Genomic DNA, 23,820 nt, shown 5'->3' on the forward strand with positions numbered 1-23,820 from the left:
GGCGCCCGCGCAGGTCCTCAGGCCGACCAGGTGTCGCGCAGGGTCACGCTGCGGTTGAACACCGGCTTGGCCTCGGTGTGGTCGCGGCGGTCGGCCACGAAGTAGCCGGTACGCTCGAACTGGAACGACTGCTCCGGCGCGGCGCTGGCCGCGGCCGGCTCGACATAGCCGGTGACGGTGCGGCGCGATTCCGGGTTGAGGTAGTCGCGGTAGGTCTTGCCTTCCGATTCGTCGTCCGGATTGGCCACCGAGAACAGGCGGTCATACAGGCGGATCTCGGCCGGTACGCCGTGCACGGCGCTGACCCAGTGGATGGTGCCCTTGACCTTGCGGTTGGCGCCTTCCATGCCCGGACGCGATTCGGGATCCAGCCAGCCGCGCAGCTCGGTGATGGCGCCGTCGGCATCCTTGATCACTTCATCGCAGCGGATGATGCCGGCGCCGCGCAGGCGCACTTCGCCACCCGGGACCAGGCGCTTCCAGCCCTTCGGCGGTACTTCGGCGAAGTCCTCGCGGTCGATCCACACTTCGCGTGCGAACGGTACTTCGCGGCTGCCGAAGCTCTCGTCCTTCGGGTGGTTGCTGAAGGTCAGCTGTTCTTCGTGGCCTTCCGGCAGGTTGGTCAGCACCAGCTTGACCGGATCGATCACCGCCATGCGGCGCGGCGCGGCACTGTCCAGGTCTTCGCGCAGCGCGCCTTCCAGCACGCTGAAGTCGATCAGCGAGTTCTGCTTGCTGATGCCCACGCGTTCGGCGAACAGGCGCATCGCCGCAGGGGTATAGCCACGGCGACGCAGGCCCTGCAGGGTCGGCATGCGCGGGTCTTCCCAGCCGTCCACCAGCTGTTCGGTGACCAGCGCCATCAGCTTGCGCTTGCTCATCACCGTGTAGTTGATGTTCAGGCGCGAGAACTCGATCTGGCGCGGCTTGGCTGCTTCGCGCGGCAGGCCGGCGTCGACCAGCGGTTGGGTCAGTGCATCGTCATGGGCGAAATCGACGTTGTCCACGCACCAGTCGTACAGCGGGCGGTGGTCTTCGAATTCCAGCGTGCACAGCGAGTGGGTGATGCCCTCGATCGAATCACCCAGCGCATGGGCGAAGTCGTACATCGGGTAGATCGGCCAAGCGTTGCCGGTGTTCTGGTGCTCGACGTGCTTGATGCGGTACAGCGCCGGATCGCGCAGGTTGATGTTGCCGCTGGCCATGTCGATCTTGGCGCGCAGGGTACGCGCGCCATCCGGGAATTCACCGGCCCGCATGCGGCGGAACAGGTCGAGGTTTTCCTCGACGCTGCGGTCGCGCCACGGCGACGGGCGGCCCGGCTCAGTCAGGGTGCCGCGGTAAGCGCGCACTTCCTCGGCCGACAGGTCGCAGACATAGGCCTTGCCCTGTTCGATCAGCTTCTCGGCGGCCAGGTAATAAGTCTGGAAGTAGTCCGAGGCGTGGCGCAGCTCGTTCCAGCTGAAGCCCAGCCAGCGCACGTCGTCCTGGATCGCGGCCACGTATTCCGGATCTTCCTTGGCCGGGTTGGTGTCGTCGAAACGCAGGTTGCAGACGCCGCTGAATTCACCGGCGATGCCGAAGTTCAGGCAGATCGACTTGGCGTGGCCGATGTGCAGGTAGCCGTTCGGCTCCGGCGGGAAGCGGGTCTTGATCGCCTGGTGCTTTCCGCTGGCCAGGTCCTCGCGCACGATCTGGCGGATGAAATCGCGCTTTTCGTGGCTGTCGGCGGGGGTCTCGGGGCTGGCGGGGGTGTGCTCGGACATGAGTCGGCGAAAAGAAAGGCAGAAAGACCAACAGTCTAGCGCGTACGGGGCAGGGCTGCCCGGTAGGGCTGGCCGGCGGAATGGTCACGCGCCGTCACCACCACCATTCAGCCCCCGGGCGTATGCTGGACCCATGTCCCATGGAGCCGCCGCATGCACATCGTGTACAAGGCCGACAACCTGTTCGACGCCCACCTGGTCAAGCACGCGCTGGAAGATGCCGGCATCCCGGCCTTCGTGTTCGGCGAGTCGCTGCTGGGTGGCATGGGCGAGCTGCCGCTGTTCGGCGTGCTGCGGGTGGGCATCCCCGACGCGGCGCGGCCGCAGGCCGAGGACATCGTGGCGGCGCTGGACTTGGGCCACGCACCGGACGCCCCCATCTCAGATGCAGACGACATAGCCGGACTTCCGGCGTAGGAGCGCATCATGTTGGGAATTGGCCAGGGCATCCTCGGCATCGGCGCCTTCAAGCAGCGCCTGCCGCGCCCGGAAGAAGCACTACCGGGGCGTGACCAACCGCTGCCGCTGCACAGCAACCAGCACTTCGTGAACAGCCATCCGCTGAAGGACCGTTTCGCCGGCCTGCAGCAGATCCGTTTCGCGCTGGGCTGCTTCTGGGGCGCTGAGCGCAAGTTCTGGACCGAACCGGGCGTGTACAGCACCTCGGTCGGCTATGCCGGCGGCATTACCCCGAACCCGACCTATGAAGAGGTCTGCTCGGGCCTGACCGGCCACACCGAAGTGGTGCAGGTGGTGTTCGACCCGGCGGTGGTGAGCCTGGCGCGGCTGCTTCAGCTGTTCTGGGAGAGCCACGACCCGACCCAGGGCATGCGCCAGGGCAACGACACCGGCACCCAGTACCGCTCGGCGATCCACGCCACCGACGAGGCGCAGTACAAGGCAGCGCTGGCCAGCCGCGAGGCCTACCAGGCGCAGCTGGACGCGGCTGGCTACGGCCCGATCACCACCGAGATCGTGTATCCGGCGCCTGAGTATTACTACGCCGAGGATTACCACCAGCAGTACCTGGCGAAGAACCCGAACGGTTACTGCGGTATCGGCGGCACCGGCGTGAGCTGCCCGATCGGGTTGGATGTGGAGGCGCCGCGCTGACGCGCGGTGGTCCGCCTGCGGCGGGCAACGTCAACGGCTGAAAGCCAAAGCCAAAGCCAAAGCGGCTCTGGGTTGCTGTGGGTTTGGCGGGACGGGTACAGATGGCGGGACACGCCGTGAACCCATCCCTGGGGGCTCGGCCACGGCATCCATGCCGTGGACGGTCCCGCCATCTGCACCCGTCCCGCCTTCGACAGTTTCCCGGTGACGGTGGGCAACAGCATTGGGTTACTGACGAACTAATGGAAAACAAAAAGGACGCGGCGTTCGCCGCGTCCTTTTTGTTTGTGAGCACGCGTAGCGCGCGACCCGCTTTTGCTCTTCTTTTCTTTCTTCCGTGGCGGACCGCCGCAGGAAACTGTCGAAGGCAGGGCGGGTGGGTCGTGCAGGGGCGTGAGCCGCATGGATGCGGCGACCGAGCTTACATGGACGTACTTGCAGCGTCCCCTGCCACCGGACCCACCCCGCCTACCCGCAGGAACCCGGCTTCTGACGTTGCTCTGGCCTTGGCTCGGGCGTCTGCGGGTGCAGGGCGCAGCCCTGCAGAGAGCCCCTTACCTGAACAGGCCTTTTTGCGTGAAGTCTCAAACATCGTTTAGACTTGCGGGGTCTGCAGCGGCCGTCCGTTTCCCTCCGGGATCGCCGGCGACCAGGGTCCGCCCTCTTCGCCCGCCCCCACTCCGACGCCGTTCGTCACGCATTCCAGCCTGCGCTTCGTGCCGGCTGCACCCAATTCTCGCAGCGCGGTTCACGGGAACGCTCCGAGTCAGCCGATCAGTTTGATCTGCCCCCGTCTGTCCGTTTGGACAGGCGTTTCTTGTACTTGGAGCAATCTCAATGTCTTTTGAATCGCTGGGCCTGGCGCCCTTCCTGCTGCGTGCGCTTGCCGAGCAGGGCTACGAAAACCCGACCCCGATCCAGCAGCAGGCGATCCCGCTGGCGCTGGCCGGTCGCGACCTGCTGGCCGGCGCACAGACCGGCACCGGCAAGACCGCCGCCTTCGGCCTGCCGCTGCTGCAGCACCTGGGCACCGCCTCGCAGGAAGTGCGCAGTGGCCCGCGCAAGCCGCGCGCGCTGATCCTGGCCCCGACCCGCGAGCTGGCCACCCAGGTGCACGACAGCCTGCGCGGCTACAGCAAGTACCTGCGCATCCCCAGCGCCTGCATCTACGGCGGCGTCGGCATGGGCAACCAGCTGGACATCCTGCGCCGTGGCGTGGACCTGCTGGTGGCCTGCCCGGGCCGCCTGATCGACCACCTGGAGCGTCGCAGCATCGACCTGTCCGGCATTGAACTGCTGGTGCTGGACGAAGCCGACCGCATGCTCGACATGGGCTTCCTGCCGTCGATCAAGCGCATCCTGGCCAAGCTGCCGAAGCAGAACCGCCAGACCCTGCTGTTCTCGGCCACCTTCGAGGACAACATCCGCCAGCTGGCGCTGGAGTTCATGCGCAACCCGGAACAGATCCAGGTGACGCCGAAGAACACCGTGGCCGAGACCATCACCCACCGCGTGCACCCGGTCGACGGCAGCCGCAAGCGTGACCTGCTGCTGCACCTGCTGGCGCAGGACAGCCGCGAGCAGACCCTGGTCTTCGCCCGTACCAAGCACGGCAGCGACAAGCTGGCCACGTTCCTGGAAAAGTCCGGCATCAAGACCGCGGCGATCCACGGCAACAAGAGCCAGGGCCAGCGCCTGCGTGCACTGGGTGACTTCAAGGCCGGCCGCGTGACCGTGCTGGTGGCCACCGACATCGCCGCGCGTGGCATCGACATCAACGAGCTGCCGAAGGTGATCAACTTCGATCTGCCGATGGTGGCCGAGGACTACGTGCACCGCATCGGCCGTACCGGCCGTAACGGTGCCACCGGCCAGGCGATCTCGCTGGTGGCGCAGGACGAAGTGAAGCTGCTGCGTGCGATCACTCGCCTGCTGGGCCGCGACATGGACATCCGTGATGTGCCGGGCTTCGAGCTGCAGACGCCGATCCGCTGGGGCAACAGTGCGCCGGGCAAGGCCGAGCACGATACCGGCGAGCGCGCACCGCGCAAGAGCCACGCACGCCGTCCGCACGGCGATGCGCCGCGCCATGCGCATGCCGGCCCGAAGAAGGCCGGAGGCGGCCGTCGCGAGGGCGGTGGCCATGGCCAGCAGCGTGCCGGTGCGGGCGCGGGTCAGGGCCAGCGCCGTGGCGGTGGTGGCAATGGTGGCGGCCGTGGTCGTGGCCAGGGTGGCAACGGCGGCGGTCGCGCCGGCTGATCCCAGCTGAAATGGATGACGTCTCCCGCTGCGCGGGGGCTTATCGAGGGACGGCGCTGACGCGCCGTCCTTTTTTGTTGCTGGCTACCGTGAGTAGAAGCCGGCGGTGTGCTGCGCTGAGGGCGGATGGGCGTGGGGCCAGCGCAAAACACGCCGTAAACCCATCCATGGGGGCTCGGTCGGCGCATCCATGCGCCTCACGGTTTTGCGCTGGCCCCACGCCCATCCGCTTCAAGCATTGCCCGCGCCTTCTTCTCCCGCCGGGTAGCCGGGAGAAGAAAGATCAAATTCAAATTCAAATTCAAATTCAAATTCAAAGTCAAAAGCCGAAGCCGCAATTCCTGGCTTTGCCTTTGCCTTTGCTTTTGCCCTTGCTCCCGCCTTGGGGTCTGATGCGTCCGCGCCCGCAGGAAACTGTCATGGGAGGCAGGGGGCCTCAGCCAGGACCGTTGGCGCCAAGGATGGCGCCATCGAGCCCCCATGGATGGGTTCACGGCGTGTCCTGGCTGAGGCCCCCTGCCTCCCAAGCACAACAACGACTCGGCGCCAAACGCCTCAACCCCGCGCTTTACTCGGATTCACCAGATTCCCGAAGAAGATCGCGTTGATCAGCAGCCGGTCCGTCCCGTGCCAGTACTTGCGGTGCGCCGGATCATCGGCAAACAGCACAACGTTACCCTGCCCCTGCGCCGACACCAGCAACCATGCACTGCCCGCCACCCGCGTACGGTTGCGCTCGGACAGGTAACCATTCACCCGCGGTGGCGTATCAATGCGCACCACCGTCGAGAACGGATTCGTGCTCGGCTGCAGCGTCACCGTGTTCTCCTTGTTGATCGCCAGCTGCCGGCGCGGCACGCCGAACGCCAGCGGATGGCTGGTATCAACATCGGCACTGAGGATGTTGCCGCTCACCCGCTCGATCGCAGCGATGTCGCGCTGGTCGCCAAACGCGCGGCGGCTTGCATCAGCAGCCTCTTCTTCCTTGCCGAGCTTTTCGCCGTCGGCGAGCTTCTGCTCGATCGCCCACTTCGAGGCACTGCCGTAGGTCACCAGCGAACCACCGGCCTGCACCCAGCGCTTCAGTGCAGCCACTGCCGTGGCATCGACGCCCGTATAGGTACCGCCGGACAACACAATCGTGGTGTAGCGGTCCAGCGGCACCTTGCCCAGCTGCTGCGGATCCAGCTTGCTGGCCGGCAGGTGCAGCTGCTGGTCGAGCAGGAACCAGGCCGAGCCGATCTCGGTGGCGGCCACGCCCTCGCCCATCACCAGTGCCACCGCTGGCTTGCGCAGCGCCTTGACGCCATCACTGCCGAGGTCGATGCCTTCGCGGCTGCGGCCGCTGGACAACGCATGTACGCGTACGCCGGCATCGCGTGCAGCAGCACTCACCGCATCCAGCAGCGCCGCGCCCTGCAGCGGTTGCCCGGCCACCGGAACAACGATGCTGCCAGCGGCGAAATCGGCCTCGTCCTGTGCAGTCGAAGCGGTAAATGGCTGGAACGTTGCGCGTGTGCTCAAACCTTTGGCCTGCAGCACCGCCAGCGCACGCCCGGCGTTGTAGTCGCGCCAGTCGATGACATAGGCGAAGCCGGCCTGGCCACCCAAGACCGCGCCCTGCTCCTCCGGCAGCGCGGCCACGCGGGCGCCACCTTCGATACGACTGCGGCTGCCGGCGAAGGCCACACCGTAGGCCGGTGCGATCGCATAGCTGGTGCTGCCGTAGAACACATCCCCCTTGATCGGCGGCGTTTCGGCAAAGATCGAATGCACCAGGCGGAACTGCGCCTGCTGCACCGGCACCACGTAGGCGCTGCCGGCATCGAAGCGCTGCCCATCGACAGTAACTGCACGATCCAGCGCGCGCACCTCGATGCGATGCAACAGCAACAGCTCCAGCAGGCGACGGGTCAGTGCCGGGTCATGCGCGTCGCCGAACACGAAGCTCTTCACCGGCTGCTGCGCAGCCTGCTTCAACGCGCTCTGGAAGAACTGCTTCTGCAGGTCGAACAGGCCGTTGCGTTCGGTCACCGCGCCGCGCACCGTGCCCAGACCGGTGGCGACCTGGTTGCGGATGGTGAACGGGAAGGTCAGCAGGCCATTCACCGATTCCTGCACGCGACCGCGCGAGCTGGCCTGCTCGACGGTAACGCCGACAGCGCCATGGAAGTCCGGGTAGGTGGAGCCGTACACCGGCGAGAAATTGTCGAAATTCTCGCCGGTGTAGTACAGCGAACCCAAGGCATCCAGCGCCTGAGCGTGGTACTTGGCCAGGGTCTTGTTGAATTCATACGATGCCGCCGGAATCAGCGGGCTGTGCATGCTCTTCGGCGAAGGCTCGAAGTAGTAGGTGCTGTCCTTGCCCATTTCGTGGAAGTCGATCTGCACGTTCGGGTACCACTGGTGGAACACCTCCAACTTCGGCCGCGAGTCCTGCTGGGTCAGGGCCAGCCAGTCGCGGTTGAGATCGGTGAAGTAGTGATTGGTGCGGCCCTGCGGGAACGGCTCGACGTGCTCCTTGTCGGCCGGGTCGGCCGAGGCCGGGTCGGAGGCCCAGGCGTTGTGCCAGTTGGCGGCACGATCACGGCCGTCCGGGTTCTGCGCCGGGTCGAACAGCACCACCGCCTGCTGCAGCCACTGCTGGATTTCCGCGCTGCGGTTGGCCACCAGGTAGTAAGCGGTCAGCATCGCCGCTTCGGCACTGGAGGTCTCATTGCCGTGCACGCTGTAGCCCAGCCATACCACCACCGGGCTGTCACCGGCGGCGCTGCGCGGCTGCGCCGGATCGGCCAGGGTCGCGTGCTGCTGGCGGATCTGCTCCAGCCGCGCATGATTGCCTGCAGCAGTGACGGTGGCGATCAGCAGCGGGCGGCCCTCATAGCTGCGACCGATCTCGCGCACGCTGATTTTGTCGGAACGCTTCGCCAGTTCCTGGAAGTACGCCACCAGCTGGTCGTGCCGGGTGTAACGGCTGCCGATCGGGTAGCCGAGGAACTGCTCCGGCGTGGGCACCGCTGCATCGAACGCCGCTGCGTCGGTGACCTGCGGAAAGAAGTACGCGCTCTGTGCCTGCACCGGCTGCGGCGAGGACAGTGCGGTGGCGGCGGCAAGCAGCAACGGAAGAACGGCACGGCGATGCAAGGACACGGTGACTCCCCTGGAACACAACGGCAGACAGTCGCGCGGCCGGTCCCTTCAGGTGACCGGCCGCGGCGGATGGATCAGAAGCGGTAATCGAAGCCCAGCGTGAAGTAGCGGCCACGCAGGTCGTACTGGCTGAAGTCGTACGGCGCGCGGATGCCCGGGAACGAGGCGTCGTACGGCGGCGTCTTGTCGGCCAGGTTCTGCACTTTTGCGTACACGGTCAGCTTGTCGATGCCGGTGTAGGCCAGGTACAGGTCGTACTGGCTGTAGCTGCCGACGCGCTGCTGCACGGCCTTGGCGGCGGTGCTGGCTTCCTGGCGGTAGCTGCTGGTGTAGTACCAGGTCACGGCGGCGTTGAAATCACCGTACTTCCAGTCCAGCGTGGTGGTGGCCTTGTCCTTGGGCAGGGTCGCGCCCAGGTTGCTGCCGGCGTAATCCACCAGCGGTCCGCCGACCACGGTCGGGCGGCGGTAGTCGCGCACGTGGGTGTAGGCCGAGGACACGGTGAAGTCACCCAGTGCTGCGGTCGGGATGCGCTGGCGCAGCTCGACGTCGATGCCCGAGGTCTTCAGCTCGCTCAGGTTCTGGTAGCGGTTGTAGACCGCCTGCAGCTTGCCACGCTCATCGCGCTGCACCGCGCCGGCCACGTTGTCGTTGACCAGGGTCTGGGTGTTGTTGGTGCCGACCAGGTTGTCCAGCTGGATGCGGTAGTAGTCCACGCTCAGGTTGGTGTTGGCCCACGGCGACAGCACCACGCCGAAGTTCACGCTCCTGGTGCGCTCGGGCTTCAGCGCGTTGTTGCCAACGGTGAAGAAGGTCGGGTTCTGCCGCGAGCCCGGCACGTCCGGATCACGCGGGTCGACCACGCTGCCGTAGGCGATGCTGGTGCTGTTGGAGTTCTCCGACAGCGACGGCGCGCGGAAGCCCTTCGAGGCCGATGCACGTACCAGCAGGAAGTCCAGCGGCTGCCAGCGCAGGCCGATCTTCGGCGAGAAGGCATCGCCGAAATCATCGTAATGGTCGGCACGCGCGGCGGCGGACAGCTCCAGCGTCGAGGCCAGCGGCACGTTCACTTCGGCATAGGCCGCACTGACCTGACGCTTGCCGTGCACTTCGGCGATGGCCGGGCGCACCTGCAGGCCGGCATCGATCTGCCATGGGTTGTTGGAATCAAGCTTCTCGCGGCGCCACTCGGCACCGGCAGCGAAGCCGATCTCGCCGGCCCAGGTGTGGCCCAGGCTGCCGGAAATCTTCGCATCGATGCCCTGCAGCTTGGATTCGGCCGGACGCAGCGTGGCGATGTTGATCGAGTCGCGCACCGACTGCGGCGTCGCCGCCGGGTTGAGCAGGTTGTAGCTGCCCGTGGCCAGCGCATCGGCCAGCGCCCAGCGGTTGGCGAAGCCGCCGGACACGCTCTCGCGTTCGCTGCTGCGCGCACCGAATGCAGCCACTTCCCAGTCCCAGTTGGCGGTGGTGCCGCGCAGGCCGAACACGCCGCGATAGGCCGTGGATCGGTTGGTCTTGATGGTGCCGCCAAGGTCGAAGAACGTGTACTCGATCGGGATCGCACGGCCGTACGGGTTGTACGGATTGTTGGCCGGCAGCAGCGACGACACCGGCTCGGCCAGGCCGCTGTTGGCGTTCAGTGCGAAGCGGCCGCTCTCCAGGGTGAAGAACGGGCTGCTGCCGAACCACGCGGCGCTCTTGATCTGGCTGTACAGCACTTCGCCGAAGGCCTCGACGTTGTCGTTCAGGCGGAAGGTGCCGTTGGCATAGGCCTGGTAACGCTTGGTCGAGGGGATCAGCGTGGTGAACGGCGCCTGGTTGAAGCCGCAGGTGTCACCGGACAGGCCATCAATCGGCGCGCTGGCAACGCGGGTGGTGCCGGCCGGGCAGTTGCCGTTGGCGTCGAGCATCGGTACCGACACGCCGTTGACCAGGTAGCGCGCACCCTTGGCCGACCAGCCGTTCCAGCGGCCACCCGGCTTGTCGGTGTAGATGCCGCTCCTGGTCAGGTTGCGTTCGTCCTGGTCCAGGCGCTCACGGTTGTACCCCTGCAGGCTGAAGAGGATGTTGTAGCCATCGGTGTCGAGATCACCCAGGCCGCCGACGAACTTCAGGTTCTGCTCGTGCAGGCCGCCCTGGTCGGCACCGCCGAAGCTGCCGCCGATCTCGGCGCCTTCGAAGTTCTGCCGGGTGATGATGTTGACCACGCCGGCCACGGCATCGGAGCCGTACACCGCCGAGGCGCCGTCCTTGAGCACTTCGATGCGCTCGACGGCCACCAGCGGCAGCGCGTTGAGATCGACGAAGGTGTCGGACAGGCCGCCGGCCGGGAAGCCATAGTTGGCCAGGCGGCGGCCGTTGAGCAGCACCAGCGTGTTCTTCTGCGACAGGCCGCGCAGGCCGATGCCGGCCGAGCCGGAGGCCCAGCCGTTGTTGGTGGTTTCGTTGCTGGCGTTGCCGGTGTTGGCCGAGATCGAACGCAGCACATCGGCCACGGTGGCCTTGCCGGTCTGTTCCAGCTGCTGCCGGCCGATCACCTGCACCGGGTTGGAGGCTTCGGTATCGGTACGCTTGATGTTGGAGCCGGTGACGCGCACGGCGGCCAGGGTGCTGGCTTCGCCACTGGCGTCGGCGGAGGTTTCGGCGGCGGCAGGCAAAGGCGCGGCCAGAGCGACGGCCAGGGCCGCCACGAGCAGGGTGTGCTTGGGCATGACGATGTGGGGAGGTGGTAAGGACGACGAAGTTCCGCAGTAGTCCATGCCTGGCCGGGGTCCGGCCAATAACATCTCTTCATACGGATATAAGAGAAACTATCATCTCTTCATCCGGATGGAAAGAGTTACTTCACGGAAGCCCAACATCCGCTCAGGCTGCCGAACCGCCCACGGCGTACAATCGCGCCATGGAAATCTTCAAAGTCTTCATGCTCGAGGCGGCGCACCGCCTCCCCAACGTGCCGCCGGGGCACAAGTGCGCGCGCCTGCACGGCCACTCGTTCCGGGTGGAACTGAAGGTCGAGGGCGAGCCAGGTGCGCAGACCGGCTGGATCATGGACTTCGGCGACGTGAAGGCGGCCTTCCAGCCGATCTACGACCGCCTGGACCATCACTACCTCAATGACATCCCCGGCCTGGAGAATCCGACCAGCGAGAACCTGGCGGTGTGGATCTGGAACGAGCTCAAGCCCAGCCTGCCAGCGCTGAGCGAGATCACCGTGCACGAAACCTGCACGTCGGGCTGCCGCTACCGCGGCCCCGAGATCTGATCAACCCATTGATCTGAAAGGTTTTTCAAAGGCGCCTTGGGCGCCTTTGTTATTTTTGTTGCAATGCGGCATCAAGGGCGTATGCTGCAATGCATCAAGCCACTTCCTGATGCCCCATGGCCGCCGCCTCCAGCGATCGCTTCAGTGATGCCACCCGCCAGCTCGCCGCCGCGGCAACGCGCGCGAACCGGTTGGCGTTGGAGAACGCGGAAAGCATGTTCGGCGTGCAGCTGAAGGTGATGGAGCGCAACCTGACCGCGACCAGCGGCTGGCTGGGCGAACTGGCCCGCAGTGAAGACGCGGCCGGTACGCTCTCCAAGGGCGCGCAACTGTGGCAGGACAACCTGCAGCGGCTGGGTCAGGCCCAGCAGGACATGGTCGGGCTCGGCCTGCAGGCCAGCAAGGCCTGGTCCGAACTGGCACAGGGCTACAACGAATCAACGGCGGACGCGAACAACCACTGACGCGACGCAACGCTCATTGCGTGGGTCCCTCCCCCCACGCAATCCGGACCCGGCAGATCCCTCCCTCTGCCGGGTCTTTTTTTTGCCTGGCGTCCGGATTGCAGAGCACTTCTTCGTCTCACTTTTCTGCGAACTGATTGGCCCCGCCGGGACAGGCAGGGGCCTGGGCAAATGTCCCCGGCGCCGGCCGTTGGCCGTCACCTCCTCCTTTACTTTGCCCAAACCCCTGCCCGCCCCGACGAGGCTCGGCGTGCGGTGAGGAGAGCGCAGCGCGCGCGGCAGCCTTTCAAGGAGGCGCCGACGAACTCCGAACGCAGGGCGGAGGCCCTTGCGTACGAAGTAAAGGGGGAGGTGACGGCCAACGGCCGGCGCCGGAGGACATTCGTACGCAAGGGTCTCCGCCCTGCGCCACGCAGAACGAATCCGCCACACGCCACGCAGAACACACCGCAAAGGAACCTCAGCGCCCGCGACCACCGTGCCAGTGCTGGTGCCACGCCTGGAACATCAGCACGTTCCACAGGTGCGTGTGCCACTTGCGCTCGCCGCGCAGGAACGCTTCCCAGATACCGCGCACGCGCGCCGCATCGAAGCAGCCCTGGTTGCGCAGCAGCTGCGGATCCAGCAACGCCTCCGCCCAATCGCGCAGCGGGCCTGCTAACCAACGTGCCATCGGCGGACCGAAACCGCGCTTGGGGCGGTACACCAGCGGCTCGGGCAGGTAGCGTGCCAGCAGGTGCTTGAGAATCCGCTTGTGCTCGCCGTCGTGGTACTTCAGATGCTGCGGCAGGCGCCAGGCCAAGCGCACCACCTCCATGTCCAGCAGCGGCGCACGCGTTTCAACGCCCGCTGCCATGCCGGCACGATCGACCTTGGCGAGAATGCCCTCGGCCAGGTCCATGCGGAAATCCAGCAGCTGGATACGCGCCTCTGCCGGCAGCGCAGTGTCCTGCTGCTGGAAGATCGTGATCGGTTCGCGCGCGCCCAGCACCACCTGCGCCGGCTGGCGCCAGCGGGTGACCCGCTGCAGGTAATGCCCTTCCACATCGTTGGCAGCGACCTCGGCCACCAGCGCACGCCAACCGCCGAGGCGGCCACGCTCCACGTTCATGCGGTTGCCGCTGCGCCGTGCCAGGTCGCGCACCCAGTCCGGCAGGCCACCGCACAGGCGTGCATTGCGCAGCGCGCGGCCATAGCTCGGGTGACCGAAGAACAGCTCATCGCCGCCGTCACCGGTCAGCGCCACCGGCTTGCGCGCACCCAGCAGTTCACTGGCCAGCAGGGTCGGCAGCTGCGAGGCATCAGCGAACGGCTCGCACCAGACCTGCGGCAGCCGCTGCAGCAGGTCCAGGCCCTGCCGCGCATCCATCCGGTGCAGATGATGCTGCACGCCCAGATGGCGCGCGACCTGCGAGGCCCAATCGCTTTCGTCATGGCCGGGATCGTCGAAACCGACCGTCCACGCCTCGATCGGCAAGGTCGATTGGGCCTGCATCATCGCGGTCACCAGCGACGAGTCGGTGCCGCCGGACAGGAACGCGCCACACGCCAATGGCGAATGCATGCGTGCGGCAATGGCCTTCTGCAGTACGGCTTCCAGCTGGTCGGTGGCCTGTTCCAGGCTCGGCGTCGGCTGCAGGGGCTCCTGCAGCGCACGCTGCATCGCATCGCGTGCACACCAGTAGCGCGTCCCCCCTTCCGTCGCCTGGCTGGAACCGCCGGCAGCGTGGTCATCCAGATCGACGCGCAGCACCGCGCCGGCCACCAGCTTGTGGATGCCCCGGTAGATGGTGTGCGGCGCCGGCACATAGTCGTGGCGCAGCAGCAGGCTCAGCGCATCCTGGTCGATGCTCGGCGCGAAGCCGGCGAAGGCCTGCAGCGCCTTCATTTCCGAGGCGAACAGGAACTGGCCCTGGAACCAGCCGTAGTACAGCGGCCGCTCACCAACCGGATCACGCGCCAGCCACAACGCGCGCGACTCACGGTCCCATACGCTGAAACCGAAGGCGCCTTCGACACGCGACAGCGCGCGCTCCACGCCCCATTCAACGATCGCCTGCAGCAGCAGCCGGGCATCACTGCAGCTGCGCGGCAGATCGCGCAGCTGCGCCTGCAGGTCGCCACGGTTGTACAGCCGGCCGTCCAGGCACAGCACGTAACGGCCGCAGTCCGAGCTCAGCGGCTGCAACGGCGTATCGGTGGGTGCGCGGCAGTGGCCCAGCGCGAGGCCGGCCTCGGCGTCGGTCCAGTAGCCGATGCGGCCCCGGCCGCGCTGCTGCAGGGCGCGCAGCATCGGCGCCAGCTGCTGCAGCAGCTGTTCGTCCTCGGCGGCAGGCAGCCAGGCGCCGACCACGCCGCTCATCGGGCACCTCCGCAGCGGCAGCGGCGGGACGGGTTCAGCAGGCAGGGGGCGGCGGGCGACATGGGAACGGCACGCGGAGCGGAGGAGACTCCATGCTCGGCGCCGCACCTGCCCCGCGTCAGTCGCTTTGCTGTCAGCGATGGTCACCAGACGTATCACGAAGGTAACGTTTTGTAACGGCAACAAGCTATGCTGGACGCCAAGTTGTTGCCAGGCCTGAGGCCCGGCCCGCGCGCCAGCAACCCCGGCTGAATGGCGCCCGCCCCCTGGACCCGGGTGGCCCGAAGGCTGGGATAGCATCGCCGCGCTCGTGCCGTGGCGGTACGTATGCCCCACGGAGGCCTTGAAAATGCTGGATATCGTACTGGTCGAAGACGATGCCCGCCTGGGTACGATGGTCAGCGACTATCTGCAGCGGCATGGCTACCAGGTGGCCCATGAGCGCAGTGGTGAGCGCGCGGTGGCCCGGATCCTGGCCGAGAAGCCGGCCCTGGTCCTGCTCGATGTCGGCCTGCCCGACCAGGATGGTTTCGAAGTGTGTCGGCAGATCCGGCCCCACTATGACGGCATCATCTGTGTGCTGACCGCCCGCACCGATAACATCGACCAGGTGCTGGGACTGGAGCTGGGGGCCGACGACTACATCGGCAAACCCATCGAACCGCGGGTGCTGCTGGCCCGCCTGCGTGCGCACCTGCGCCGCCATCGCCGGGTCGAACCGCGCGACGGCAGCCTGCGCTTCGGCGAGCTGAACATCGACCCGTCCACCCGCAATGTGCACCTGCAGGGCGGCCTGCTGGAGCTGACCACGGCCGAGTTCGACCTGCTGTTCCTGCTGGCAAGCAACGCCGGCCAGATCCTGGACCGCGATGCACTGCTGCGCGGCCTGCGTGGCATCGCCTTTGATGGCCTGGACCGTTCGATCGATGCACGCATCTCGCGCCTGCGCCGCAAGCTGGGCGACAACCCTGAACAACCGGAGCGGATCAAGACCGTGCGTGGACGCGGCTACCTGTTCAGCCGCTCGGCATGGGGATGAAGCGCACGCCTTCGGCGATGCGCGGCCACGCCTTCCACTTCCTGCGCTACGGCATCGGCTTCCTGGTCGCCCATCTGCTGCTGATCGTGCTGGGCCTGTGGGCCTGGGATGCGCTGCTGGAAGACCGCACCGAAGCCAGCCTGCTGGCCGAGATGCGTGGCACCCATGCGCTGCTGCAGCAACGCTTCGCGGAAACACCGCGCGAGCAATGGCCGGCGCTGGCACGCGGGCTCGACGCCGACTTCGCCTATGCCCTGCGGATGGTGCCGCTGGCCGAGGCGGAAAAGGAGCTGTCGGCCAGCCAGCGACCGCCGCTCAACAACGGCCGGGTGCAGATCGACCTCGAACACATGCGCAGCCTGCAGCGGATCGGTGACAGCGACTATGCCGTGATGCTGGGGCCACTGGACGAAGCACTGCCCGATGAGGGGTGGCAGGACAGCGAAGTGTCCGGCGTGGCGATCCTGCTGCTGATCCTGATGGTGGCCGTGGCGCTGCCGATGTACGTGATGGTCTACCGCCTGTGGCGCGACGTCTCGCAGCTGGCCCAGGCCGCCCGGCAGATGCGCGACGGCCAGCTGGACACGCGCGCGCCACGCGCCGGCACCGCGCTGGTGCGGCCGCTGGCCAATGCCTTCAATCACATGGCCGAGCAGCTGCAGCAGCTGCTGGAAAGCCAGCGCGTGCTGGCCCAGGCGGTGGCACACGAGGTCCGCACGCCGCTGGCACGGATGCGCTTCGGCCTGGCCGACCTGGAGGACACTGCGCTGGACGAGATACAGCGCGATGCGCTGGGCGGCCTGCGCACCGATGTCGATCGGCTGCAGCACCTCACCGACGCCGGCGTCGAGTACGCCGCACTCGGTCGCTGTCACCAGCTGACCCGCCAGCGCCTGCAGCTGGCGGCACTGGTGCGCGGCGTGGTGGCCCAGTTCGCGCCGCTGCCGATGCCCGTGCAGCAGGCGCTGTCGCCGGCAGGGCTGGTCAACGTCAACCGGCACATGCTGGAACTGGCGTTGCGCAACCTGCTCGGCAATGCCCTGCGCTACGCGCGGCGGCAGATCCGCATCGCCAGCACCGTCAACAATGGCTGGCTGTGCCTGCAGGTGGAGGACGACGGCCCCGGCATCGCGCCCGAACTGCGCGGCCAGGTGCTGCAACCCTATGTGCGGTTGGATCCGGGCAGCCCCGGTTTCGGCCTCGGCCTGGCGCTGGTGCAGGTGGTGGCCGACAAGCATGGCGGCCACGTTGAAGTGATCGACTCCGAACTGGGCGGTGCCTGTATCCGCCTGCACCTGCCACTGGAAAGCGGCGGTGCCGTGGAGGGCGAGACGACCTGCTAGACCGCCGGTTCCGCGCGCGGCAAGGCAAACACAAACAGCGCACCCCGCTCGCTGTCGCGCAGTTCGATCCGGCGCCCATGCAGCTGCACGATGCGCTGCACGATCAGCAAGCCGAGGCCACCGTTGTCACCGCGTCGTGCGCCCAGCGCGGCCGGCGCCTGGAACAGCTGCGCACGCAGCGCGGGGGCTACGCCGGGGCCGTCGTCGGCAACACTCACCTCCACGCTGTCCGGCGTCGCGCGCAGGCACACCTCGATCCGGCCACCCTCCGGCGCATGCCGCAACGCGTTGTCGAGCAGGTTGGTCAGCACCCGCTCGACCAGGCCCAGATCGGCACGCACCAGCGGCAGGCCCGGCGGGAACCCGGCGTGCAGGCGCTGGTTGCGCGCCTGCGCGGCCAGCTCGAACTTCTGCAGTACGTCCTGCAGCAGTTCCGGCAGCGCGAACACTTCCCACTCCAGGCGCACTTCGCCATGTTCCAGCCGCGCCAGCTCGAACAGTGCACGCGCAAGCCGACCTACCTTGGCACTCTGCGCCAGCGCGATACCGAGGTAGCGGCGGCGCTCATCCGGCGACAGCGTGGCGTCCTTCAATGCCAGCGTTTCCAGATAGCCGTGCAGTGACGACAACGGCGTACGCAGGTCATGGGAGATGTTGGCGACCAGCTCGCGGCGCTGCAGGTCCTGCTGGCGCAGCTGCTGCCATTGCTCTCCCAGCCGCTGCGCCATCTGTGCGTGCGCGTGTTCGAGGATCACCAGTTCGTCGCGCTCGCCGGGGCGCAGCGGCTCCGGCGGCGGCAATGGCGTGGGTGCGTCGATGTCGAACGCCTGAATGCGCCGGGTCAGCCGTCGCAGCGGGCGGGTCACCCAGTAGAACGCCACCAGCCCGGCCAGCAGGCCCAGGCTGCCGACCAGCACCACCGACCACCAGGTGGTGTTCCACTGGCTGCCGGCGGCAAGATCGTCGGCCAGCATCTGCCGGTGCTCGCCGACCAGCACCACGTACACATAGCCGGCCTGCCGGCCCTGCACGATCAGCGGTGCTGCACTGAACACCTTGCGCCCATCCGCACTGCGCGGGTCATCGCCCAGGATCGGCAACGGCGCACCGGCCAGCAGGCGGCGCAGTGGCGCCACGTCCACCCGGTTGCGCACCAGGTGCCCACTGGGCGCATCGTGGCCGAGGATGCGGCCCTGGTCGTCCAGCAGGTAGACCTCGACGCTGGGGTTGACCGCCATCAACTGGCCGAACAGCGCGCGCACCGCGGCGTCGCGCATGCCGCTGGTATCCATCAGCTCGCTGCGCTGGGCGATGTGCTCGGCCAGGCCCAGCGACAGCCGCTGCACCACCTCCTGCTCGTGGCGGGTATTGGCACGCATCTGCAGTGCCAGCAGCGCCATGCAGCACATCAGCATCAGCGCGGCGATCACCGCCGCCAGCTTCTGCCACAGGTTCGGCTTGATCATGCCGCCGCCCCGGCCGGGTCGACCAGCTTGTAGCCACGGCCCCACACCGTCAGCAGCCGCCGTGGATTGGCCGGGTCCGGCTCGATCTTGCTGCGCAGGCGGTTGATGTGGGTGTTGACCGTGTGTTCGTAGCCATCGTGCTGGTAGCCCCAGACCTGGTTGAGCAGCTCCATGCGGGCGAACACCTGGTCCGGATGACGGGCGAAGAACAACAGCAGGTCAAACTCGCGCGGCGTCAGCTCCAGCGTGTTGCCATCCACCGAGGCGGTACGCGCAACCGGATCCAGCTGCAGCCCACCCAGCTCGATCGCGCCGGCATCGATGCGTGCGCTCTGCGCCATCGCCTCGGCGCGGCGCAGCAATGCGCGCACCCGTGCCACCAGTTCCGGCATCGAGAAGGGCTTGGCCAAGTAGTCGTCCGCGCCCAGTTCCAGGCCAACGATGCGCTGCGTTTCGCTGCCGCGCGCGCTGATGATGATGATCGGCACATAGCGCGCCATCGCGCGTGCACGCTGGCAGACCTGCAGGCCGTCCACGCCGGGCAGCATCACGTCCAGCACCAGCGCATCCCACGGACCATCCTGCTCAAGCAGGCGCAGGCCGGCATCGCCACTGGCGGCATGGGCGACGTCGTAACCCTCATCGCCCAGATGCATGCGCAGCAGGTCGGCGATGTGGGCATCGTCTTCAACGATCAGCACGCGTTTGGTCGACATCGGCAGCTCGGGGCCAGTGGGGAGGCTGGCTGCATTGTGGCGCGGGACGGCCGCCGATACCTCACGAAAAATTGAATCCTGCGTGAGGATTCGTTGACCCGGGCGGGCGCAGCATGGCCCCGTCGCCCCTTCCCGGAGTACGCCATGTCCCTGTCCCGCCGCCATCTGCTGGGCCTGGGCGGTGTTGCCACCGCCGCCGGCCTGTTCGGCCTGGGGGCCTGCAGCCGCGCCGCCCCGGCGGCCGCCGAAGCGCGCCCGTCGCGACAGTTCGAGGTCATGCACAGCGATGCACAGTGGCGCCAGCAGCTGACCCCGGCGCAGTACGCCGTACTGCGCCAGCAGGCCACCGAGCGCCCCTACAGCAGCCCGCTCAACAAGGAACACCGCCAGGGCACCTTCGCCTGCGCCGGTTGTGCGCTGCCGCTGTTCTCCTCGTCCACCAAGTTCGAGAGCGGTACCGGCTGGCCCAGCTTCTGGGCGCCGCTGCACAACGCCATCGGCGAAGACCGGGACGTCACCTTCGGGATGCTGCGGGTGGAGGTGCACTGCCGCCGCTGTGGCGGCCACCTCGGCCATGTGTTCAACGATGGTCCGCGCCCGACCGGGCTGCGCTACTGCATGAACGGTGCGGCGATGGTGTTCGTTCCCGGCGCCACGGATGGCACCGCCGACGGCTGGCGGGTGCCGGTCGGTTCTTCCCCTGCTTCCGGAGCCTGACGATGCTGCTGTTGCTGCTTGCCTACCTCGGGGGCGCGCTGACCCTGCTCAGCCCCTGCATCCTGCCGGTGCTGCCGTTCGTGTTCGCGCGTGCCGACCGCCCGTTCCTGCGCAGCACGCTGCCGTTGCTGCTGGGCATGGCACTGACCTTCACCGTGGTCGCCAGCCTCGCCGCCGTGGGCAGCCAATGGGTGGCGCAGGCCAACCAGGTTGGACGCTGGATCGCCCTGCTGCTGATGGCGTTGTTCGCAGTCGCCCTGCTGTGGCCACGACTGGCCGACCATCTGCTGGCACCGTTCCAGCGGGTGGGCGCACGGCTGAGTGCGCGCGCCGATGCGGCCGATGCCGCCGGGCGTGGCGGCGCGTGGACCTCGCTGCTGATCGGCATCGCCACTGGCCTGCTGTGGGCACCGTGCGCCGGGCCGATCCTCGGCCTGGTGCTGACCGGCGCCGCCCTGCACGGTGCCAGCGTCGGCACCAGCACCCTGCTGCTGGCGTATGCGCTGGGCGCGATCACCGCGCTGGCACTGGCGGTGTGGGTGGGCGGCCGCGTGTTCCGTGCACTGCAGGCGCGGCTTGGCCTCGGCGACGCACTGCGCAAGGTGCTGGGCGTAGCCGCGCTGCTGGCAGTGGTAGCGATTGGTCTGGGCTGGGATACCGGCCTGCTCACCCGTCTTTCGACGGTCAGCACCGCACGCATCGAGCAGGGCCTGCTGGATGCGGTACCCGGCGCGCAGCCGGCGGCACCGCCGATGATGATGATGGCCGGTGCCAACGCCGCAGCCGATGCACCGCTGCCGGTGGAAGGCACCCTGCCCGCGCTGGACGGCGCCACCGGCTGGCTCAACAGCCCACCGCTGACGGCCCAGCAGCTGCGCGGCAAAGTGGTACTGGTCGATTTCTGGACGTACTCCTGCATCAACTGCCTGCGCGCGATGCCGTTCGTGCACGAATGGGAACGCCGCTACCGTGACCACGGCCTGGTGGTGGTCGGCGTGCACACGCCGGAGTTCGCCTTCGAACGTGACCCGCGCAATGTGATGAAGGCCGTGCAGCAACTCAAGGTCGAGTACCCGGTAGCGCTCGACAACCAGTACACGATCTGGCGTGCGTTCAACAACCGCTACTGGCCGGCGCAGTACTTCGTCGACGCGCAGGGCAACATCCGCGGCCACCAGTTCGGCGAAGGCAACTACGCGCGCTCGGAACAGATGATCCGTCGACTGCTGACCGAAGCCGGACAGACGAATCTGCCACCACCGGCCGATCCCGCTGCCGCCGACCTGAAGGGCGTGGCCGCGCAGGCCGACATGGGCAATCTGCGCTCACCGGAAACCTATCTGGGCCACGCCCGCGCCGAGCAGTTCGCCTCGCCCGGCGGGCAGCGCAACGATGCGGCATTCGACTACACCTTGCCGGCCACCCTGGCGTTGAACCAGTGGGGACTGTCGGGGCGCTGGACCGTCACCGACGAGGCTGCGCAGTTGCAGCAGGCCGGTGGCCGCATCGCCTTCCAGTTCCATGCGCGCGACCTGCACCTGGTGCTGGCGCCGACCCAGGAAGGAAAGCCGGTGCGCTTCCGCGTGTTGTTGGACGGCAAGCCACTGCCTGCCGCCGATGCCGGCAGCGATGTCGGTGCCGATGGCAGCGGTGTGGTCAACGAGCACCGCCTGTACCAGCTGGTGCGCCAACGCGGCACGGTCGGCCCGCACCGCTTCGAGATCGAGTTCCTCGACGCGGGCGTGCAGGCCTATGCCTTCACCTTCGGTTGAACCGGGAGAACATGATGAAACTCTCCTTTGAACAGGGCATCGCCGCCGGTGTTGCAGGTCTGGTGGCCACGGCATTGATCGCCGGTGTGCTACTCGTTGACCACGGCGCCATCGCGGCACCGCTCGAAGCCAGCGCGCAGACCCAGGCACTACCGGCACCCACGGGCGACGCCGCGTTCCGCGATGACGCCACCCACGCCAGCGTGGTGTTCGCCGGTGGTTGCTTCTGGGGCGTGCAGGGTGTGTTCCAGCACGTCAAAGGCGTGAGCAATGCGGTGTCCGGCTACATCGGTGGCAGCGGCGCCGATGCACGCTACGAGCGCGTCAGTAGCGGACGTACCGGTCACGCAGAAGCGGTGAAAATCGACTACGACCCGCGCCAGGTCAGCTACGGGCAGCTGATGCAGGTGTTCTTCTCGGTAGTGCACGACCCGACCCAGCTCAACCGCCAGGGGCCGGACCACGGCAGCCAGTACCGATCGGCGATTTTCACTGACGACGCACGCCAGCAGGCTGCCAGCCGCGCCTACATTGCCCAGCTCGGCCAGACCGGCAGCTACCGTGCGCCGATCGTCACCCAGCTGGTCAGCGGCCAGCACTTCTACCCGGCCGAGAGCTACCACCAGAACTACATGACGAACTACCCGCAGGCGGCCTACATCCGCTACTACGACGCACCGAAGCTGGCCGCGCTGGGCAAGCAGTTCCCGGCGTTGTACCGGCGCGATGCGGCGCTGGTGCCGATGCGCTGACGGCATTTCCCCTAGGGCTGATCGATGCTCGGCTCTACACACAAAAAAAAAAGACGCACGGCCATCCAGCCGTGCGCTTGGGAAGTATCGGCCGCGCCCCGATCAGGCCCGGCCGACAACGACATGCTAGTCTCGCCATCATCATGGGTACAGCACCAGATGGCGGGAAATTCGATGGATACAGATGACCAGAGCGCGATGATCCCACCCCGCTACCAACGGCTGTCCGACGAACTGGCCGAGGCCATCCACGGCGGCCGGCTTCCAGTAGGCAGCCGCCTGCCCTCGCTGCGACAGATGGCCCTGCAGCGCAGGCTCAGCCTGAACACGGTGATTGCCGCCTATCGCCAGCTGGAGGACGCCGGCCTGGTGATTCCGCGGCCCAAGGCCGGTTTCGAGGTGGCGCCACGACTGTCGGTGCCGGAACGTTCGCTGCGTGACACCCCGTCCGCGCCCACCGCACCACTGCAGCAGGTACTGATGGCCCGCGTGCTGGAAGCACAGCGCCGCCCGGGCGTGATCGACCTGGCCTTCGCCGGCCCGCGCGGTCGCCAGTTCTACCCCGGCGCGCAGTTGGCCAGGCACACCGCGCAGGTACTGCGCCATGGCCAGCAGACGGTGGAGACCTACGCACGCCCGAATGGTTCGCCGCGGCTGCTGGCGCAGATCGTGCGCCGTGGTCCGCGCATGGGCCTGCACACCCACGCCGAGCGCCTGCTGCTGACCCACGGTGCAATGGAAGCGCTGCAGCTGGCGTTGCGTGCAGTCACCCAGCCAGGTGATGCGGTGGGCATCGAGGCGCCGTCCTACTTCAACCTCTACCCGTTGTTGGCCAACCTGGGCCTGCAGGCCATCGAACTGCCCACACACCCGCAGCACGGGCTCGACGTGGATGCGCTGGATGCGCTGCTCGAGCACACGCCGCTGGCCGCACTGGTGGTGATGCCGACCGTGCACAACCCGCTGGGCTGCACCATGCCGACAGTGGCCAAGCAACGCCTGGCAGAACTGGTCAACGCGCGCCAGCTGCCACTGATCGAAGATGCGGTGTATGCCGAGCTGCAGTTCTGCGAACCGCCGGCACCCTTGCTGAAGGCCTTTGATCGCGACGGCTGGGTGATGGTGGTCGGTGGTTTCTCCAAGACGCTGGCGCCGGATTACCGCATCGGCTGGCTGGATGGCGGCCGCTTCGCCGAGCGCATCGCGCTGCTGAAATTCCAGTCCACCGGCGGCGAGCCGCAGCTGCTCGGCGATGCAGTGGCCGCGTACCTGGAAGCGGGCAGCTACGAGCACCACCTGCATCGCATGCGTCGTCTGTATCGCGAACAGGTTGGGCGGCTGCGCCAGCTGGTGGCCGAACATTTCCCGCCCGGTACCCGCGCCACCGAACCACAGGGCGGGTTCCTGCTGTGGCTGGAACTGCCGGGCGTGGATACGCGCGAGCTGTTCGAGCGTGCACTGCAGGAGGATATCGTGTTCATGCCCGGCCAGGTGTATTCGCGCGGCGCGCGCTACCGGCATTGCCTGCGGCTGTCGTGCTGCCAGACGCTGGATGCGCGCTTCATCGGCGCGGTGGAGCGGCTGGGTGCGATTGCGCGGGAGCTGGCGCGGGCTGATTGATAGGTAGAGTCGA

17 protein-coding genes are annotated in these 23,820 nt (G+C 67.4%); 11 read left to right on the top strand and 6 right to left on the bottom strand.

Annotated elements, in window-relative coordinates:
- Positions 1-17 precede the first annotated feature (17 nt).
- On the bottom strand, positions 18-1,766 hold the full coding sequence (locus tag G5A07_RS10500) for a glutamine--tRNA ligase/YqeY domain fusion protein (protein ID WP_191863298.1): 1,749 nt from the start codon (positions 1,764-1,766) through the stop codon (positions 18-20).
- Between the two features lie 153 nt (positions 1,767-1,919).
- On the opposite strand from G5A07_RS10500, the gene G5A07_RS10505 reads away from it, so the two are divergent.
- The 3 genes from G5A07_RS10505 to G5A07_RS10515 all read left to right on the top strand — a co-directional run bounded on the left by G5A07_RS10505 (position 1,920) and on the right by G5A07_RS10515 (position 5,138).
- On the top strand, positions 1,920-2,183 hold the full coding sequence (locus G5A07_RS10505) for a DUF2007 domain-containing protein (protein ID WP_010481810.1): 264 nt from the start codon (positions 1,920-1,922) through the stop codon (positions 2,181-2,183).
- Between the two features lie 30 nt (positions 2,184-2,213).
- Positions 2,214-2,879 carry a peptide-methionine (S)-S-oxide reductase MsrA gene (msrA, locus tag G5A07_RS10510; protein WP_191863303.1) on the top strand — a complete coding sequence of 222 codons (666 nt, stop codon included), beginning with the start codon at positions 2,214-2,216 and terminating at the stop codon, positions 2,877-2,879.
- A gap of 837 nt (positions 2,880-3,716) precedes the next feature.
- Positions 3,717-5,138 carry a DEAD/DEAH box helicase gene (locus tag G5A07_RS10515; RefSeq protein ID WP_043398815.1) on the top strand — a complete coding sequence of 474 codons (1,422 nt, stop codon included), beginning with the start codon at positions 3,717-3,719 and terminating at the stop codon, positions 5,136-5,138.
- A 555-nt stretch (positions 5,139-5,693) separates the two neighbouring features.
- Here the strand turns inward: G5A07_RS10515 and G5A07_RS10520 are convergent.
- Positions 5,694-8,288: a M14 family zinc carboxypeptidase gene (locus G5A07_RS10520; RefSeq protein WP_191863299.1), complete on the bottom strand. Its 2,595-nt coding sequence runs from the start codon at positions 8,286-8,288 to the stop codon at positions 5,694-5,696.
- Positions 8,289-8,362: 74 nt separating this feature from the next.
- A complete protein-coding gene (locus G5A07_RS10525; RefSeq protein ID WP_099560182.1) occupies positions 8,363-11,002 on the bottom strand; it encodes a TonB-dependent receptor in 2,640 nt (879 codons plus the stop codon).
- A 191-nt stretch (positions 11,003-11,193) separates the two neighbouring features.
- Here G5A07_RS10525 and queD point away from each other — a divergent pair, with 191 nt between their 5' ends.
- Positions 11,194-11,556 carry a 6-carboxytetrahydropterin synthase QueD gene (gene queD / locus G5A07_RS10530; RefSeq protein WP_010484089.1) on the top strand — a complete coding sequence of 121 codons (363 nt, stop codon included), beginning with the start codon at positions 11,194-11,196 and terminating at the stop codon, positions 11,554-11,556.
- Positions 11,557-11,672: 116 nt separating this feature from the next.
- On the top strand, positions 11,673-12,020 hold the full coding sequence (locus G5A07_RS10535) for a phasin family protein (RefSeq protein WP_099560183.1): 348 nt from the start codon (positions 11,673-11,675) through the stop codon (positions 12,018-12,020).
- A gap of 460 nt (positions 12,021-12,480) precedes the next feature.
- On the opposite strand, the gene asnB is transcribed toward G5A07_RS10535, so the two are convergent.
- A complete protein-coding gene (asnB, locus tag G5A07_RS10540) occupies positions 12,481-14,382 on the bottom strand; it encodes an asparagine synthase (glutamine-hydrolyzing) (protein ID WP_191863300.1) in 1,902 nt (633 codons plus the stop codon).
- 349 nt (positions 14,383-14,731) lie between these two features.
- On the opposite strand from asnB, the gene G5A07_RS10545 reads away from it, so the two are divergent.
- Both G5A07_RS10545 and G5A07_RS10550 read left to right on the top strand, forming a co-directional pair.
- Positions 14,732-15,421, top strand: coding sequence for a winged helix-turn-helix domain-containing protein (locus G5A07_RS10545; protein ID WP_010484092.1), 690 nt, complete (start codon positions 14,732-14,734; stop codon positions 15,419-15,421).
- Entirely contained in the window at positions 15,418-16,764 is a 1,347-nt protein-coding gene (locus G5A07_RS10550; protein WP_191863301.1) for an ATP-binding protein, read from the top strand. Before G5A07_RS10545 ends, G5A07_RS10550 begins: the two co-directional genes overlap by 4 nt.
- Here G5A07_RS10550 and G5A07_RS10555 read toward each other — a convergent pair.
- A complete protein-coding gene (locus tag G5A07_RS10555) occupies positions 16,761-18,230 on the bottom strand; it encodes a HAMP domain-containing sensor histidine kinase (protein ID WP_019338004.1) in 1,470 nt (489 codons plus the stop codon). The genes G5A07_RS10550 and G5A07_RS10555 overlap by 4 nt on opposite strands.
- Positions 18,227-18,946: a response regulator transcription factor gene (locus G5A07_RS10560; protein ID WP_014645826.1), complete on the bottom strand. Its 720-nt coding sequence runs from the start codon at positions 18,944-18,946 to the stop codon at positions 18,227-18,229. Before G5A07_RS10560 ends, G5A07_RS10555 begins: the two co-directional genes overlap by 4 nt.
- Before the next feature lie 144 nt (positions 18,947-19,090).
- Here G5A07_RS10560 and msrB point away from each other — a divergent pair, with 144 nt between their 5' ends.
- The 4 genes from msrB (at position 19,091) to G5A07_RS10580 (ending at position 23,807) form a co-directional block, all read left to right on the top strand.
- A complete protein-coding gene (msrB, locus tag G5A07_RS10565; protein ID WP_043398832.1) occupies positions 19,091-19,663 on the top strand; it encodes a peptide-methionine (R)-S-oxide reductase MsrB in 573 nt (190 codons plus the stop codon).
- 2 nt (positions 19,664-19,665) lie between these two features.
- Positions 19,666-21,435: a cytochrome c biogenesis protein DipZ gene (locus G5A07_RS10570; RefSeq protein WP_191863302.1), complete on the top strand. Its 1,770-nt coding sequence runs from the start codon at positions 19,666-19,668 to the stop codon at positions 21,433-21,435.
- A gap of 14 nt (positions 21,436-21,449) precedes the next feature.
- Positions 21,450-22,187: a peptide-methionine (S)-S-oxide reductase MsrA gene (gene msrA / locus G5A07_RS10575; protein WP_043398837.1), complete on the top strand. Its 738-nt coding sequence runs from the start codon at positions 21,450-21,452 to the stop codon at positions 22,185-22,187.
- 174 nt (positions 22,188-22,361) lie between these two features.
- Positions 22,362-23,807 (top strand): PLP-dependent aminotransferase family protein, encoded by a 1,446-nt coding sequence (locus G5A07_RS10580; RefSeq protein ID WP_171953787.1) that lies wholly within the window; start codon positions 22,362-22,364, stop codon positions 23,805-23,807.
- Positions 23,808-23,820 lie beyond the last annotated feature (13 nt).

The sequence above is a fragment of the Stenotrophomonas sp. AS012628 genome (assembly GCF_010608305.1).
Taxonomy (GTDB): domain Bacteria; phylum Pseudomonadota; class Gammaproteobacteria; order Xanthomonadales; family Xanthomonadaceae; genus Stenotrophomonas; species Stenotrophomonas geniculata.